Raw genomic sequence first — 13,538 nt, forward strand, 5'->3', positions numbered from 1 at the left:
CGCCCCCCACCCCGGCCCCCTGGCCGGGTGGCGGGTCCTGGTCCCCCGCGGAGGCCCCTGGGGCCGTCGCGTCGCCCGCATGCTCAGCGAGCGCGGGGCCGAGCCGGTGGTCGTCCCGTTGATCGAGTTCGCGCCCCCGCAGGACGTGGCCGCCCTGGACGGGGCGCTGGTGCGGGCGGCGGGCGGTGGGCACACGTGGGTGGTGGTCACCAGTGCGACGACCGTCGGGGCGGTGACCGGACGGTTGCCGCACCTGCACGCCCAGGGACTCACGTCGGGCGACCGGTGGGGCGAGGTCCTGGGTGGGGTGCGGGTGGCGGCCGTCGGGCCGGGGACGACGCGGGCGCTGACGGAGACCGGGGCCCGGGTCGACCTGGAGCCGTCCGGTGAGCGGTCGGCGCGGGGGCTGGTCGCGGAGTTCCCCCGCCCGCCCCGGGGCCCGGGGCCGTGGCGGGTGCTGCACCCGAGGTCCGACCTCGCGGACGCGACGCTGCGGACGGGTCTGACGGCCCTGGGCTGGGAGGTCGACGACGTGGTGGCCTACCGGACGGTGCCGGGACCGCCGCCCCCGCCCCAGGTGGGTTCGGACCTGACCGGTGGCCGGGTCGACGCGGTGCTGCTGACGTCGGCGAGCACCGTCACCCACCTGGTGCAGAGGGTGGGGGTGCCGGCGGCGGGGACGGTCGTGTGCTGCATCGGGCCCCGCACCCGTGAGGCCGCCGTGGACGCGGGGCTCGGTGTAGACGTGGTGCCGGGCGCGGCGTCCGCCGAGGAGCTCCTCGACGCGCTCACCGCCCACGCCCTGGACAACCCCCGTCACCGGGCCGGTGCGGGCACCCCGATGGGAGAACGATGACGACCATTCGCCCCCGACGGTTGCGGGGCACGCCCGCGATGCGCCGGTTGACCGCCCAGACGCACGTGGACCCGGCCCAGCTGGTGATGCCCCTGTTCGTGCGTGAGGGGTTGACCGAGCCGGCGCCCATCACCTCGATGCCCGGTCAGGTGCAGCACACACGGGACTCGTTGCGGCGGGCGGTGGCCGGTGCCGCGTCGGCGGGGGTCGGTGGGGTGATGCTGTTCGGGGTGCCGGCGGTGCGGGACGCGACCGGTACGGCGGGGTGCTCGCCCACCGGTGTGCTGAACACCGCGATCGCCGACGTGGTCGCGGAGGTCGGCGACGAGCTGGTGGTGCAGGCGGACCTGTGCCTGGACGAGTTCACCGACCACGGGCACTGCGGGGTGCTGGACGCCCGGGGGCAGGTCGACAACGACGCGACCCTGGACGTCTACCGGCAGATGGCGGTGGCGCAGGCCCGGGCCGGGGCGCACCTGCTGGGCCTGAGCGGGATGATGGACGGGCAGGTCGCCGCGGTGCGTGAGGCCCTGGACGGTGAGGGCCGCACGGACGTGGCGCTGCTGGCGTACGCGGCGAAGTACGCGTCGGCGTTCTACGGGCCGTTCCGGGACGCGGTCGAGTCGACGCTCACCGGTGACCGCCGCACCTACCAGCTGGACCCCGCGAACCGGCGTGAGGGTGTGCGTGAGGCGCACCTGGACGTGGCGCAGGGCGCCGACGTGGTGATGGTCAAACCGGCCCTGGGGTACCTGGACGTCCTGGCCGACGTCGCCGCGACCAGCGCGGTGCCGGTGTGGGCGTACCAGGTGTCCGGGGAGTACGCGATGATCGAGGCCGCCGCGGCCCACGGGTGGATCGACCGGCGGGCGGCGGTCACCGAGTCGGTGCTGAGCATCCGGCGGGCGGGGGCGGACGCGGTCCTGACGTACTGGGCGGTCGAGCTCGCGGGCTGGCTGCGAGAGGAGAGGTGATGGGTACCACTGGCGGCACGGCACGGTCCGAGGAGCTGTTCGAGGAGGCGCAGCGGACGATGCCGGGTGGCGTGAGCTCCCCGGTGCGGGCGTTCGGGTCGGTGGGGGGAACCCCACGGTTCATGGCGTCGGCGTCCGGTGCGTGGCTGACGGACGTGGACGGCAACGAGTACGTGGACCTGGTGGGCTCGTGGGGGCCGGCGATCCTGGGGCACGCCCACCCGGCGGTGGTCGCGGCCGTGACGCAGGCCGCCGCGCAGGGGCTGAGCTTCGGGGCCCCGACCGGCCGGGAGACCGAGCTCGCCCGCGAGGTCATGGCCCGGGTGCCGGCCGTCGAGCGGCTGCGCCTGGTGTCGACGGGCACCGAGGCGACGATGACCGCGGTGCGGTTGGCGCGCGGGGTGACGGGCCGGCCCCTGGTGGTGAAGTTCGGGGGCTGCTACCACGGGCACCTGGACGGGTTGCTGGCCTCGGCGGGGTCGGGGGTCGCGACGTTGGCGCTGCCGGGGTCCGCCGGTGTGACGGAGGCCGTGGCTGCCGAGACCCTCGTCCTGCCGTACAACGACGTGGACGCGGTGCGGGCGGCGTTCGCGGCCCACCCGGGCCGGATCGCGGCGGTGGTGACCGAGGCCGCGCCGGCGAACATGGGTGTGGTGCCGCCGCTGCCGGGGTTCAACCGGGAGCTGCGTGAGCTGTGCACCGCCGAGGGTGCCCTGCTGGTCCTGGACGAGGTGCTCACCGGGTTCCGTGCCGGCCCCGGGGGCTGGTGGGGCCTGGAGGGCGCCCAGGAGGGGTGGGCCCCGGACCTGCTGACCTTCGGCAAGGTCATCGGTGGTGGGTTGCCGGTCGCCGCGGTGGGTGGTCGGCGGGACGTCATGGACCACCTGGCACCGTCCGGTCCGGTCTACCAGGCGGGCACCTTGTCGGGTAACCCGGTGGCCACGGCCGCGGGACTGGCGACGTTGCGGGCCGCGGACGCCGACGTGTACGCCCGGGTCGCGCACGTGGCCGACACGGTGGCCGGGGCGCTGTCCACGGCCCTGACCGCCGAGGGCGTCGCGCACTCGATCCAACGGGCGGGCACCCTGTTCAGCGCCGCGTTCGTCGACCCGGCCGACGGCCCCGTGACCGACTACGCCCGGGCGCAGTCCCAGGACGTGTTCCGGTACCGGGCCCTGTTCCACGCCCTCCTGGACGCCGGGGTCCACGCCCCGCCCAGCGTCTTCGAGGCCTGGTTCGTCTCGGCCGCCCACGACGACGCAGCCGTCACCCGGATCCTGGAGGCCCTGCCCGCCGCGGCACGCGCCGCCGCGGCAGCCACACCCGACTGAGGACCGGGTGGCCAGGTCACCAGGGCGGGCAGTTAGGTCACCAGGGCAGGTAGTAGGTGAGGACGTCGGCCGTGAGCCTGGGGAACAGGGCCCGGTCGACGTCCTCGCCGGGGCCGGGAGCGACGTCCGGACGGGTGGCGCTGAGGTCGTGGAGGCTGCTGGACCCCAGGAGTGCGGTGGCGAGCGCGTCGGGCGCGACGGCGGTCGCACCCGCGTCGGTGGGGTCCTGCATGGTGCCGCCGGTGCGCACCGGCCCCAGCCCCTCGGGGGTGACGGCCATCCGGTGGTGACGGGCGTAGGTGCAGATCACGACCTCGTCGCCAGTGCGGTCCAGTCCGGCTGACGCCAGGCGCCGGTCCAGCTCGGGGCGCAGCGCGTCCAGCAGGGCACCCTCGTCGGGAATCCGCACGTAGTACTGGTACGCCCGGCGCGGGCCGGTGGCCGGGACGTGCGGTCCTGAGCGTCAGCCCGTCAGGCAGCCGCACCGTCGCGGAGATCTCCATGGCACGAGCGTCCTCGCCCCCACAGCAGTCGATCAAGGGATCTCCGGCTGACGGCCCGCGGCAAGAGCCCGCCCACCGTCCGCGTCATGCCCTCGTCGGCTGGATACCGTGGGGCACCCCGGACGGAAGGTGCCACGTGACGCGGCAGGCCCTGGAGAAGCACCAGGTGTGGGTCTACGTCGCGGCGATCGGGCTGGGACTGGGGGTCGGTACGGTCGCACCCGCGGTGGGGCCGGTCGCCGAGCGGGTGTTGTGGCCGGCGCTCGCGCTGCTGCTGTACGTGACGTTCGTGCAGGTGCCGCTCCTGCACCTGCGGGCCGCGCTCGTCGACGCGCGGTTCACCGGTGCGGCACTCACCGGGAACTTCGTGATCATGCCGCTGGTCGTGTGGGGGCTGGTCCAGGTGCTGCCGGCGGACCCCGCGGTCCGTGTCGGTGTGCTGCTGGTGCTGCTGGTGCCGTGCACCGACTGGTTCATCACCTTCACCCAGCTGTCCGGCGGTGACACCGCCCGCGCGATCGCCGTCAGCCCTGTCAACCTCCTGCTGCAGCTCGTCCTGCTGCCCGTGTACCTGCTGGTCATGGCCCCGGCAGAGGTCAGCGCGGTCGTCGACGGGGACGTGGTGTGGCCGGCGCTGGTCGTCGTGCTGGGTCCGCTGGCGGCCGCGGCACTGACCGAGCGCTGGGTCGGGGACGCGCCGGCTCGGGCCCGGTGGCGTGACCGGTCCGGGTGGGCCCCGGTGCCGTTGCTCGCGCTGGTGGTGCTCCTCGTCGCCGCGGCGCAGGCCGGGACGGTGCTCGACGCCGTCGGCCTGCTGCCCGTCCTGGTGCCGGTGTTCGTGGGGTTCGCGCTCACCGCGGTGGTGGTCGCACGCGGCCTGGCGTCCGCGTTCTCACTTCCGGACAGGCAGGCGCGCACCCTGACGTTCGGCCTGGTCACCCGCAACTCGTTCGTCGTGCTCCCCCTCGCGCTGGCCCTGCCCGGGGACCTGCAGGTCGCGGCCGTGGTCGTGGTGGTCCAGTCCGTCGTCGAGCTCCTGCTCGTCGTCCTGCTGCTCCCCTGGGTGGGACGCACCCGACGCCGACGGGCCCCCTGACCGACCCGACGGCCCGCCCGGCGCAGGGTCAGCCGGCGCAGGGTCAGCCGGCGCAGGGTCAGCCCGTGCAATGGGGAGCACATGGTGCACATGCCGCACCAAACGCTCCCCGTTGCCGGACCTCGGCCGCGCGGGAGCGCCTGTGGGGAGCAGGTGGTGCGCCATACGCACCAGGCGCTCCCCGGTACGTCGGGCGGGTGCGTCGGGGCGTCGTCCCGGTGGGGTGGGACCTAGGGCCGTGACAGGGGTACCCTACGGGGGTATGGTTTTTCGGGGCCGGACCGAGGAGGACCACGATGGCGAGCTACAGCGGCAGCAAGGACGACTACCTCAAGCGCCTGCGGCGCATCGAGGGCCAGGTGCGCGGGATCGCGCGCATGGTCGAGGACGACAAGTACTGCATCGACGTCCTGACCCAGGTCGCGGCCGTGACCAAGGCGCTGCAGGCCGTCAGCCTGGGGCTGGTCGAGGACCACATGGGCCACTGCGTGGTGAACGCGGCCCGCGAGTCCGACGAGGCCGGCGACGCGAAGGTCCGCGAGGCCGCCGAGGCCATCGCCCGCCTGGTACGCAGCTGACGCCACACCCCGGCACAACACCCGACACGACGCACGACGACGCACCCGACGAACCAGCCACACGGAGGAACCATGAGCACCCAGACCATCACCATCGGCGTCCAGGGCATGACGTGCGGCCACTGCGTGCGGTCCGTCGACGAGGAGCTGCGCGCCCTGCCCGGCGTCACCGACGTGAAGGTCGACCTGGTCACCGGCGCGACCTCGCACGTGACGGTGACGTCCACCGAGCAGCTGAGCGACGAGGCGATCGCCGAGGCCATCGACGAGGCCGGGTACACGATCGCCCCCACGGAGGGCTGAACCATGGCGCGCACCCACCCACCGAGCGCAGCCACGGACGGCACGGCGTCCGACGTCGTCCCCGTCACCCCGGTCGCCGTCCTGGACCTGGCCGTGGGGGGCATGACCTGCGCGTCGTGCGTCGCCCGCGTGGAGAAGAAGATCGGCAAGGTCCCGGGCGCGCGCGCCGTGGTGAACCTCGCCACCGAGACCGCCCAGGTCGAGCTCACCGACGACGTCGACCCGACCACCGTCGTCAAGGCCGTCGAGGCCGCCGGGTACACCGCGACCGTCCTGCGTGACAGCCGCGCCACGGAGGCCGCGCTGTCCGGCCACGGGCCCCAGCACGACGACGACGTCCACGAGGACACCTCCGCACCCACCCGCGAGCGCGGGGAGGACCTGTACCGGCGGGTGGTGGTCTCGGCGATCCTCACCGCACCGGTGCTGGTGCTGTCGATGGTGCCGCCGTTGCAGTTCCCCGGGTGGCAGTGGGTCGTGACGGCCCTGGCCCTGCCGGTGGTGACGTGGGGGGCGTGGCCGTTCCACCGGGCCGCGGCCCGGGCGGCACGGCACGGGTCGTCGACCATGGACTCGTTGGTGTCGATCGGGGTGACGGCCGCGAGCGTGTGGTCGCTGTGGGCGATCACCCTGGGTGGCGCGGGCGAGATCGGCATGCGCATGGAGCCGGTGCTGATCCCCCGGATGGCCGTGGGCGAGATGCACATGCCGGAGATCTACTTCGAGGTCGCAGCCGTGGTGGCCACGTTCCTGCTGCTGGGCCGGTACATCGAGCACCGGTCGCGGCGCCGTGCGGGTGACGCGTTGCGCACCCTGCTGTCCATGGGCGCCACCGAGGCGACGCTCCTGGTGACCGACGACGCGGGGCGCCGGACCGAGAAGCAGGTCCCGACGGCGGCGTTGCAGGTCGGTGACCTGTTCGCCGCCAGGCCCGGGGAGAAGATCGCGACCGACGGGGTGGTGGTCGAGGGCACCAGTGCCGTGGACACGTCCCTGCTGACCGGGGAGCCGGTGCCGGTGGACGTCGGCCCGGAGTCGCAGGTCACGGGTGCGACGATCAACACCTCCGGGTACCTGGTGGTGCGGGCCACCCGCGTGGGCGAAGAGACGACCCTCGCCCAGATCGGTCGGCTCGTGGCCCAGGCGCAGACCGGCAAGGCCGCGATCCAGCGCCTGGCCGACCGGATCTCGGCGGTGTTCGTGCCGATCGTGAACGTGCTGGCCATCGGGACGTTCACGGTGTGGATGCTCGTGGGCGGTGGGCCGCAGGCCGCGTTCACGGCCGCGGTGGCCGTGCTGATCATCGCGTGCCCGTGCGCCCTGGGTCTGGCGACCCCCACGGCGCTGCTGGTGGGCACGGGTCGGGGCGCCCAGCTGGGGATCCTCATCAAGGGACCGGAGATCCTCGAGCACACCCGGCGCGTGGACACGGTGGTGCTGGACAAGACCGGCACCGTCACCGAGGGCCGCATGGACCTGGTGGACGTGCTGCCCGCGGACGGGGTGGACGCCGACGAGGTGCTGCGGTTCGCCGGGGCGGTCGAGGCCCGCAGCGAGCACCCGATCGCCCGGGCCATCGCCGCCCGCGCCCGCGACACCCTCACCACCGGGGGCGCCCCGGAGCCGGGGACCGCCAGCGACGTGCGGGTGGGGGCTGACGGGGTCGAGGTCGGCTCGGACCAGGTCGTGGAGTTCAGCAACGAGGCCGGGCGGGGGGTCACCGGTGTGGTGCGTACCGCGCACGACGGTGTGGGGCTGGGCCGCAGGGTCCTGGTCGGACGGCCGTCGTGGTTGCGCGACGAGGGCGTGGACACCACCGGCCTGGACCAGGCGTTCACCGGTGCGGAGTCCGGTGGCGCGACCGCCGTCATGGTCGCGTGGAGCGGGGTGGCCCGCGGTGTGCTGGTGCTGCGCGACCCGGTGAAGGCCACGTCGGCGCAGGCGTTGACCGAGCTGCGGGACCTGGGCCTGCGGCCGGTGCTGCTGACCGGTGACAACCGGGCCGCGGCGCGGACCGTCGCCGATCAGGTCGGCATCGAGGAGGTCATCGCCGAGGTGCTGCCCGACCAGAAGGTCGCCGCCGTCAAGGAGCTGCAGGACCAGGGGCGGGTGGTCGCGATGGTGGGCGACGGGGTCAACGACGCCGCCGCCCTGGCCCAGGCCGACCTGGGCCTCGCGATGGGCACCGGGACGGACGTGGCCATGCAGGCCGCGGACCTCACCCTGGTGCGCGGTGACCTGCGGGCCGCCGGGCAGTCGATCCGTCTGTCGCGGCACACCCTGCGGATCATCAAGCAGAACCTGTTCTGGGCGTTCTTCTACAACGTGGCCGCCATCCCCCTGGCCGCGCTCGGGTGGCTCAACCCGATGATCGCCGGGGCCGCGATGGCCGCCAGCTCGGTGCTGGTGGTGGCGAACTCCTTGCGCCTGCGCCGGGCGGGCTGACCGGGGGCGACGCCTGCGGCACGCTCGTCCGACCTACTCGGAGTCACCGATGTTGACCTGCCAGGTGACCCCGAACCGGTCGACGAGCTTGCCGTAGGCGTCACCCCACGGGGCCGTCTCCAGGGGGTGGACGACCACCGCGCCCACGCAGAGGCCGGTCCAGCACCGGCGCAGCAGGGCGTCGTCGTCGCCGTTCAGGCACAGGAAGTGGTTGTCACCGAGGGTCAGGCTCTCCTGGGTGCGGGCATCGGTGGCGCGGATCACGAAGCCGTCCGGGCTGCGCAGCACCCCGTAGAGCACCCGCTCCTGGTCCAGGGGGTCCTCGCTGGCCCGGTGCCTGCCGTAGGTCTCGATCAGCGGCTCACCGCCGAACACACCGGCGTAGAAGGTGAGCGCGTCGCGCGCCCGACCCTCGAACACGACGTAGGGGCTGAGGTCAGGTGTCACGGTGGGTTCCTCCCAGGGACCGTCCCTCGGCCCCTTCCGCGAGACTGACAGGCAAACATGACGTCTCGTGTCAGGTTCTCCTGGGAGCCTTGACCCGTGCGGGCGGACCGGTTGCTCTCGTTGCTGTGGATGCTCCGGGCGCGGGGTTCCCTGACCGCGCCCGCGGTCGCCCGCGAGCTCGGGGTCTCGGTGCGCACCGTCTACCGGGACGTCGAGAGCCTCTCGACAGCGGGCGTGCCCGTGTACTGCGTGCCCGGTCGGGGCGGCGGGATCCGCCTGGACCCGGGATTCCGCACCGACGTCACGGGCCTGACGCCGCAGGAGTCGCAGGCGCTGCTGGCAGCCGCGGCGGTCAGCGGTGCCCAGGACCTCGGTCTGCTGGAGGCCCTGACCTCGGCACGGCTCAAACTCACGGCCGCGCTCCCGGCCTCCACGCGCGACGCCGTCGACATGGTGACCGGGCGCGTCGTCGTCGATGCCGGCGGCTGGCTCCCCCACCGCACCCCGGTGCACCTGGACGCCCTGCAGCACGCCGTCATGGGCGACAGGCGCGTGCGGATCGGCTACCGCAGCAGGGGAACCGCACACACCCGAGATCGGCACCTGGACGCGTTCGGGCTCGTGTGCTCCGCCGGCACCTGGTACCTGGCGGGGGCGCAAGAAGGTCGGGTGCGGTTCTTCCACCTCGCACGGATCTCGTCCGTCGAGGTGCTCGACGAGCCCACCGACCGGCCCCCGGACCTGGACCTGCGCGGACTGTGGGAGGAGTCACGTGCCCGGTTCCGGGCACGGTTCACACCCGAGCCCGTCGAGGCGCTGGTCCGGCCGGACCGCATCGCCGAGCTGCTCACCCTGGCCCAGGCACTGGAGCCGCCCGGGCCGGGAACGAGTCCCGGGTACTCCCGCGTCCTGCTGCGCTTCTCGGACCGGTCGCACGCCGTGGAGGTGCTGCGCCGGTTCGGGCCGGATGCACTCGTCCTGGAACCGGCGGATCTCCGCGAGACGCTCCTCGTTGAGGCCAGGTCCACCTGCCTGGCGTACGAGCAGGTCAGCGGAAGCGCCGGCCCTCGTCGCGGCGGTAGGCCCATACCGCCAGGGACGCGAGCAGCACCGTCCAGGTGACCAGGACCACCACGTCGGCGACCGTCGCACCGGAGCCGGTGGTCGCGTGCACCACCAGGTCCCGGCCCGCGCGGGTGGGCAGGAACCCGGACGCGGTGTCCAGCCACGCGGGGAACATCTGGGGCGGGAGGAACAGCCCCCCGGCGAACGCCAACGGGAACAGGAGCACCTGGGCCAGGGGTAGCGCCGCCTTGATGGTGAAGGCGTACCCGATCGCCAGGCCGGCGAACAGGAACGGTGTGCCGGCGACCAGCACCGCCACCACACCCAGAGCCACACGGGCCGCGCCGGGGTCGGCGGCCGTCCCGATCGCCCCGATCAGCACCACCGGCACCAACGACGTCAGGGAGAACAGCCCCCCGGTCAGCAACCGGCCGGCCAGACGGGGCAGCGGCCCGGCGGGCAGGGTCCGCACGTAGGGGTCGAACGGCAGGGCACGGTCCTCGGCCACCCCCACCCCGTAGGTGAAGATGAACGTCGCGAGCACCGCGAACAGCGCCAGCTGGGACACCGCCTGCGTCGCGGCGACCGGGTCACCGGCGACCTCCCGCTGCGGCAGGACGAAGAACGCCAGCGCCAGTGCCGGGAACACCAGGTTCCCGATCAGCGCCACGGGCACCCGCACGGTCTCCAGCACCTGGTAGCGGGCGTGCAGCAGGGTCAGGTCGAGCTGACGGCGCAGGTCCGTGCCGTGGGTCGCAGTGGTCATCGGGTCGCTCCCGTCGGGATGGTGGGTTCGTGGGGCGCGTCGACGCGGGTCATGGCGAGGAACGCCTCCTCCAGGCTGGCGCCCGCGACGGTGATCCCCTCGAACGGGACCGACCGGGTGACCAGGTCGCGGACCAGGGCGTCGGCGTCGGCGGTGACCAGGTCGACCGTCCCGTCCTGGTCCTGCTCGCACCGGGCGACCCCGGGCAGGGCCGCGAGCGCCTCGCCGGTCGGTGCGGTGGTGCGGAAGGTGACGCGGCGCAGCTGCACGCGGGCCAGGACCGCGGCCAGGGTGTCGTCGGCCAGGACGCGCCCGTGGTCGATGACGACGACCCGCTCGGCCAGGGCCTGGACCTCTTCCAGGTAGTGGCTGGTCAGGACGACGGTGCCGCCGGTGGCGTGGTAGCTGCGCAGCACGTCCCACAGGTCGTGGCGGGCGTCGACGTCCAGGCCGGTGGTGGGCTCGTCCAGCAGGAGCAGGCCGGGTCGCCCGGCCAGGGCGAGGCCGACGGCCAGGCGCCGCTTCTGCCCGCCGGACAGGCCGCCGGTCTGGCGGCCAGCGAGGTCGGTGAGGCCGACGAGGTCCAGGAGCTCCCCGGTGGGCAGGGGGTCGGGGTAGTGGCCGGCGATGAACTCGACGACCTCCTTGACCTTGAGGGTCGGGGGCAGGCCGGTCTCCTGCGGGGTCAGGCCCAGACGGGTGCGGCTGGCCGGGTCGCGGGGGTCCCCGCCGTACAGGCGCACCACGCCGCGGTCGGGGCGCCGCTGGCCGGTGAGGAGGCTGAGGAGGGTGGACTTGCCGGCACCGTTGGGTCCCAGGAGCCCGACGAGCTCACCAGGACGGACGGTCAGGCTGACGTCGTCGAGGGCGACGGTGGCGCCGAACGTGCGGGTCACGTGCTCGACGGTGACGAGCGGGTCGGTGGTGTGGGTCATGACTGGTCCTCGGGGTCGTGGGCCGCGGTCCCGGACGGGTCGAGCAGGGCCCGCAGTGCGGTGAGGTACTCCTCGAACGCGCGCCGGCCGGCGGTGGTGGCCTGCACGTGGGTGGCGGGGACGCGGCCCCGGTGGCCCTTGGTGACCTGCACGTAGCCGGCGTCCTCCAGGCGGCGCAGGTGGGTGGAGAGGTTCCCGGCGGTGGCGTCCAGCAGGGACTGCAGGCGCGGGAACGTCAGGCTGTCGCCGGCCGGCAGGGCGGTGAGGGTGGTCATGATGCGCAGGCGCGCCTGGGTGTGGATCAGGGGGTCGAGCGGTTCGGCCGGGGGCGGGCTCACCGGTGCCCCTGGGGCAGGAGCGGCTGGGTGCGGGGTGCGGTGCCGCGGCGGCGGCGCACGTGCTCCACGACGGCCCCGACGAGCATGCCGCCACCACCGGCGAGGGCCATGACGAGCAGCATGTGCGGGTGCCCGACCACGCCGGAGGCGATCGCGGTCACCGCGATCCACGCCCCGAGGACGAACTGGTGCCGGTCCTGCCAGATCGCTCCCCCGGCCATGTACAGCGCGGCGACCAGCAGGACGGAGGTCAAGGTCATGGCGCTGGCGATGACGTCCGGGGACGCGTCGAGGCGCGCCAGGGCCAGGGCGAGGGCGCCGACACCCGCGAACGTGAGGAACCACGCCCACCCGTACATGGCGCCCTGGGCGGCGGACCCGCCCCGCAGGCCCGAGCTCCGCACCGCGGTGTGGATGGTGGTGACGACCATCGCGGCCAGGAGCACGGACCCGAAGACCGGGTAGGCGACGTCCTGGGACCAGGGGACGAGGGGCTGGTCCTGGGTGACCGTCCACAGCTGGCCGAAGCCCAGCAACCACGCCAGACCCCACACCCCGAACAGGATCCGGCCGTCGACGTCGGTGGCCTTCTCCAGACGGGCGCGCTGGGCGTCGATCAGCGCGACGGAACCCGCCGGGTCCAGGGTGGCGCCGTCGGGGTCGGACGTCGCAGGACCTTCCGGTTCGGTGGTCATGGGACACGCCTCTCAACTTTGTGACACAAACTTGTTTGCGAATCATGGCGGCGCACGCCCGGGCCGTCAACCCCGGGGCGCCGCCCTGCGGCGTCCGGGCGCCGGTCGCCGTCACGTAGCGTGAGCCCGTGGCCCTCGACCCGCCGGGAACCCCGACCCCTGAGCCGCCGACCCCCACCGCGCCCTCGCGGCGACGACTGGGGGTGGAGATCTGGATCGTGCTGGGCCTGTCCCTGGGCCAGTCGGCGCTCTACGCCGCCGTCCGGCTGTACGCGCGGTACACCGCCGACCTGCCGCTGGCCCAGCAGACCGCGACGCTCAACCCGACCCGGTCGGTGCGCCCGTACCTGGACCTCACCTACCAGCTGATGGCGATCGGGTTCGCACTGGTGCCGGTGGCCCTCGCGCTGTACCTGCTCTCGACCCCGGGGCGGTCGGCGCTGCGACGCATCGGCCTGGACCGGGCCCGGGTGGGACGGGACCTGGCCGTGGGCGTCGGGCTCGCTGCCGCGGTGGGTCTGCCCGGTCTGGCGTTCTACCTGGCCGGCCGCGCCCTGGGCGTCAACGTGCAGATCGACCCCGCCGGGCTCGACATGTACTGGTGGACGGTGCCCGTGCTGATCCTGGCGGCCCTGCAGAACGCCCTGCTCGAAGAGGTCGTGGCCGTGGGGTACCTGGTCGAGCGGCTCCAGCAGCTCCGGTGGTCAGTTCCCCTGATCATCGTGGCGAGCGCGCTGCTCAGGGGCACGTACCACCTCTACCAGGGGCCGGGCATGGCCGTCGGGAACGTCGTGATGGGGGTGCTGTTCACCTGGTACTACCTGCGCACGCGGCGGGTCATGCCCCTGGTGGTGGCGCACACCGCCCTCGACGTGGTGGCCTTCGTCGGGTACGCGGCCCTGCCCGAGCAGTGGCTCGATGCCCTCGGCCTGACCTGAGGCCGATCAGACCACGGGGGTGAGCGCCGTCGGCCCGGGACCCCCGGTCGCCCCGAGCACCACCGCGGGCTCCATGGGCACGTCGACTGCACAACGGGCCTCGCGGTAACGGTCGAGCAGCGCACCCACCAGCCGCGCGTCCCGCCCCACCGGTGCCGTCACCACGTCCGCCCCGCTCACGCGCTCCAGCAGCTCGTGCCCCGTGCCCGCCCCCAGGTGCACCGACGCCACCGCGACCCGTCGGGCGCCGGCAGCCCGTGCGGCGAAC

At 74.0% G+C, this 13,538-nt stretch carries 15 protein-coding genes and 1 pseudogene; 9 read left to right on the top strand and 7 right to left on the bottom strand.

What is annotated here, in order from left to right:
• The 3 genes from N869_RS08135 to hemL all read left to right on the top strand — a co-directional run.
• Positions 1–856 (top strand): uroporphyrinogen-III synthase (locus N869_RS08135; protein WP_052105249.1); only part of this gene is annotated, 856 nt, incomplete at its 5' end.
• Complete coding sequence (gene hemB / locus N869_RS08140) at positions 853–1,830, top strand: porphobilinogen synthase (RefSeq protein ID WP_035060071.1); 978 nt, start codon at positions 853–855, stop codon at positions 1,828–1,830. The genes N869_RS08135 and hemB, both read left to right, overlap by 4 nt.
• Complete coding sequence (hemL, locus tag N869_RS08145; RefSeq protein WP_035060073.1) at positions 1,830–3,161, top strand: glutamate-1-semialdehyde 2,1-aminomutase; 1,332 nt, start codon at positions 1,830–1,832, stop codon at positions 3,159–3,161. The genes hemB and hemL overlap by 1 nt, the downstream gene beginning before the upstream one ends.
• Before the next feature lie 37 nt (positions 3,162–3,198).
• Here the strand turns inward: hemL and N869_RS08150 are convergent, their stop codons facing one another.
• Positions 3,199–3,570, bottom strand: coding sequence for a hypothetical protein (locus N869_RS08150; protein WP_052105250.1), 372 nt, complete (start codon positions 3,568–3,570; stop codon positions 3,199–3,201).
• A 230-nt stretch (positions 3,571–3,800) separates the two neighbouring features.
• Here N869_RS08150 and N869_RS08155 point away from each other — a divergent pair, with 230 nt between their 5' ends.
• From N869_RS08155 to N869_RS08170, 4 genes are all read left to right on the top strand, one after another.
• Positions 3,801–4,760: a bile acid:sodium symporter gene (locus N869_RS08155; protein ID WP_035060075.1), complete on the top strand. Its 960-nt coding sequence runs from the start codon at positions 3,801–3,803 to the stop codon at positions 4,758–4,760.
• A gap of 296 nt (positions 4,761–5,056) precedes the next feature.
• Positions 5,057–5,338 carry a metal-sensitive transcriptional regulator gene (locus tag N869_RS08160; protein ID WP_035060076.1) on the top strand — a complete coding sequence of 94 codons (282 nt, stop codon included), beginning with the start codon at positions 5,057–5,059 and terminating at the stop codon, positions 5,336–5,338.
• 72 nt (positions 5,339–5,410) lie between these two features.
• Positions 5,411–5,641, top strand: a complete 231-nt coding sequence (locus N869_RS08165) for a heavy-metal-associated domain-containing protein (RefSeq protein ID WP_035060078.1) — start codon at positions 5,411–5,413, stop codon at positions 5,639–5,641.
• Between the two features lie 3 nt (positions 5,642–5,644).
• Entirely contained in the window at positions 5,645–8,086 is a 2,442-nt protein-coding gene (locus N869_RS08170; protein ID WP_084136717.1) for a heavy metal translocating P-type ATPase, read from the top strand.
• Positions 8,087–8,119: 33 nt separating this feature from the next.
• On the opposite strand, the gene N869_RS08175 is transcribed toward N869_RS08170, so the two are convergent.
• The gene (locus tag N869_RS08175; protein WP_035060080.1) at positions 8,120–8,533 is read right to left on the bottom strand and encodes a VOC family protein; all 414 of its coding nucleotides are present in this window, start codon (positions 8,531–8,533) and stop codon (positions 8,120–8,122) included.
• 96 nt (positions 8,534–8,629) lie between these two features.
• On the opposite strand from N869_RS08175, the gene N869_RS08180 reads away from it, so the two are divergent.
• Positions 8,630–9,655, top strand: coding sequence for a helix-turn-helix transcriptional regulator (locus N869_RS08180; RefSeq protein WP_052105251.1), 1,026 nt, complete (start codon positions 8,630–8,632; stop codon positions 9,653–9,655).
• On the opposite strand, the gene N869_RS08185 is transcribed toward N869_RS08180, so the two are convergent.
• Genes N869_RS08185 through N869_RS18485 form a run of 4 tightly spaced genes read right to left on the bottom strand, consistent with a single transcriptional unit; the run spans position 9,582 to position 12,332 of the window.
• A complete protein-coding gene (locus tag N869_RS08185) occupies positions 9,582–10,364 on the bottom strand; it encodes an ABC transporter permease (RefSeq protein ID WP_035060082.1) in 783 nt (260 codons plus the stop codon). The genes N869_RS08180 and N869_RS08185 overlap by 74 nt on opposite strands.
• Entirely contained in the window at positions 10,361–11,299 is a 939-nt protein-coding gene (locus tag N869_RS08190) for an ABC transporter ATP-binding protein (protein WP_035060084.1), read from the bottom strand. Before N869_RS08190 ends, N869_RS08185 begins: the two co-directional genes overlap by 4 nt.
• A complete protein-coding gene (locus N869_RS18480; protein WP_052105254.1) occupies positions 11,296–11,574 on the bottom strand; it encodes a transcriptional regulator in 279 nt (92 codons plus the stop codon). Before N869_RS18480 ends, N869_RS08190 begins: the two co-directional genes overlap by 4 nt.
• Before the next feature lie 59 nt (positions 11,575–11,633).
• Positions 11,634–12,332 carry a hypothetical protein gene (locus N869_RS18485; protein ID WP_052105252.1) on the bottom strand — a complete coding sequence of 233 codons (699 nt, stop codon included), beginning with the start codon at positions 12,330–12,332 and terminating at the stop codon, positions 11,634–11,636.
• Positions 12,333–12,460: 128 nt separating this feature from the next.
• Here N869_RS18485 and N869_RS08205 point away from each other — a divergent pair, with 128 nt between their 5' ends.
• Entirely contained in the window at positions 12,461–13,270 is an 810-nt protein-coding gene (locus tag N869_RS08205; RefSeq protein ID WP_035060088.1) for a CPBP family intramembrane glutamic endopeptidase, read from the top strand.
• Between the two features lie 6 nt (positions 13,271–13,276).
• On the opposite strand, the pseudogene N869_RS17720 reads toward N869_RS08205, so the two are convergent.
• A pseudogene (locus N869_RS17720) lies at positions 13,277–13,538 on the bottom strand (hypothetical protein); the annotation flags it as partial.

The sequence above is a fragment of the Cellulomonas bogoriensis 69B4 = DSM 16987 genome, from assembly GCF_000767165.1.
GTDB classification, from domain to species: domain Bacteria; phylum Actinomycetota; class Actinomycetes; order Actinomycetales; family Cellulomonadaceae; genus Actinotalea; species Actinotalea bogoriensis.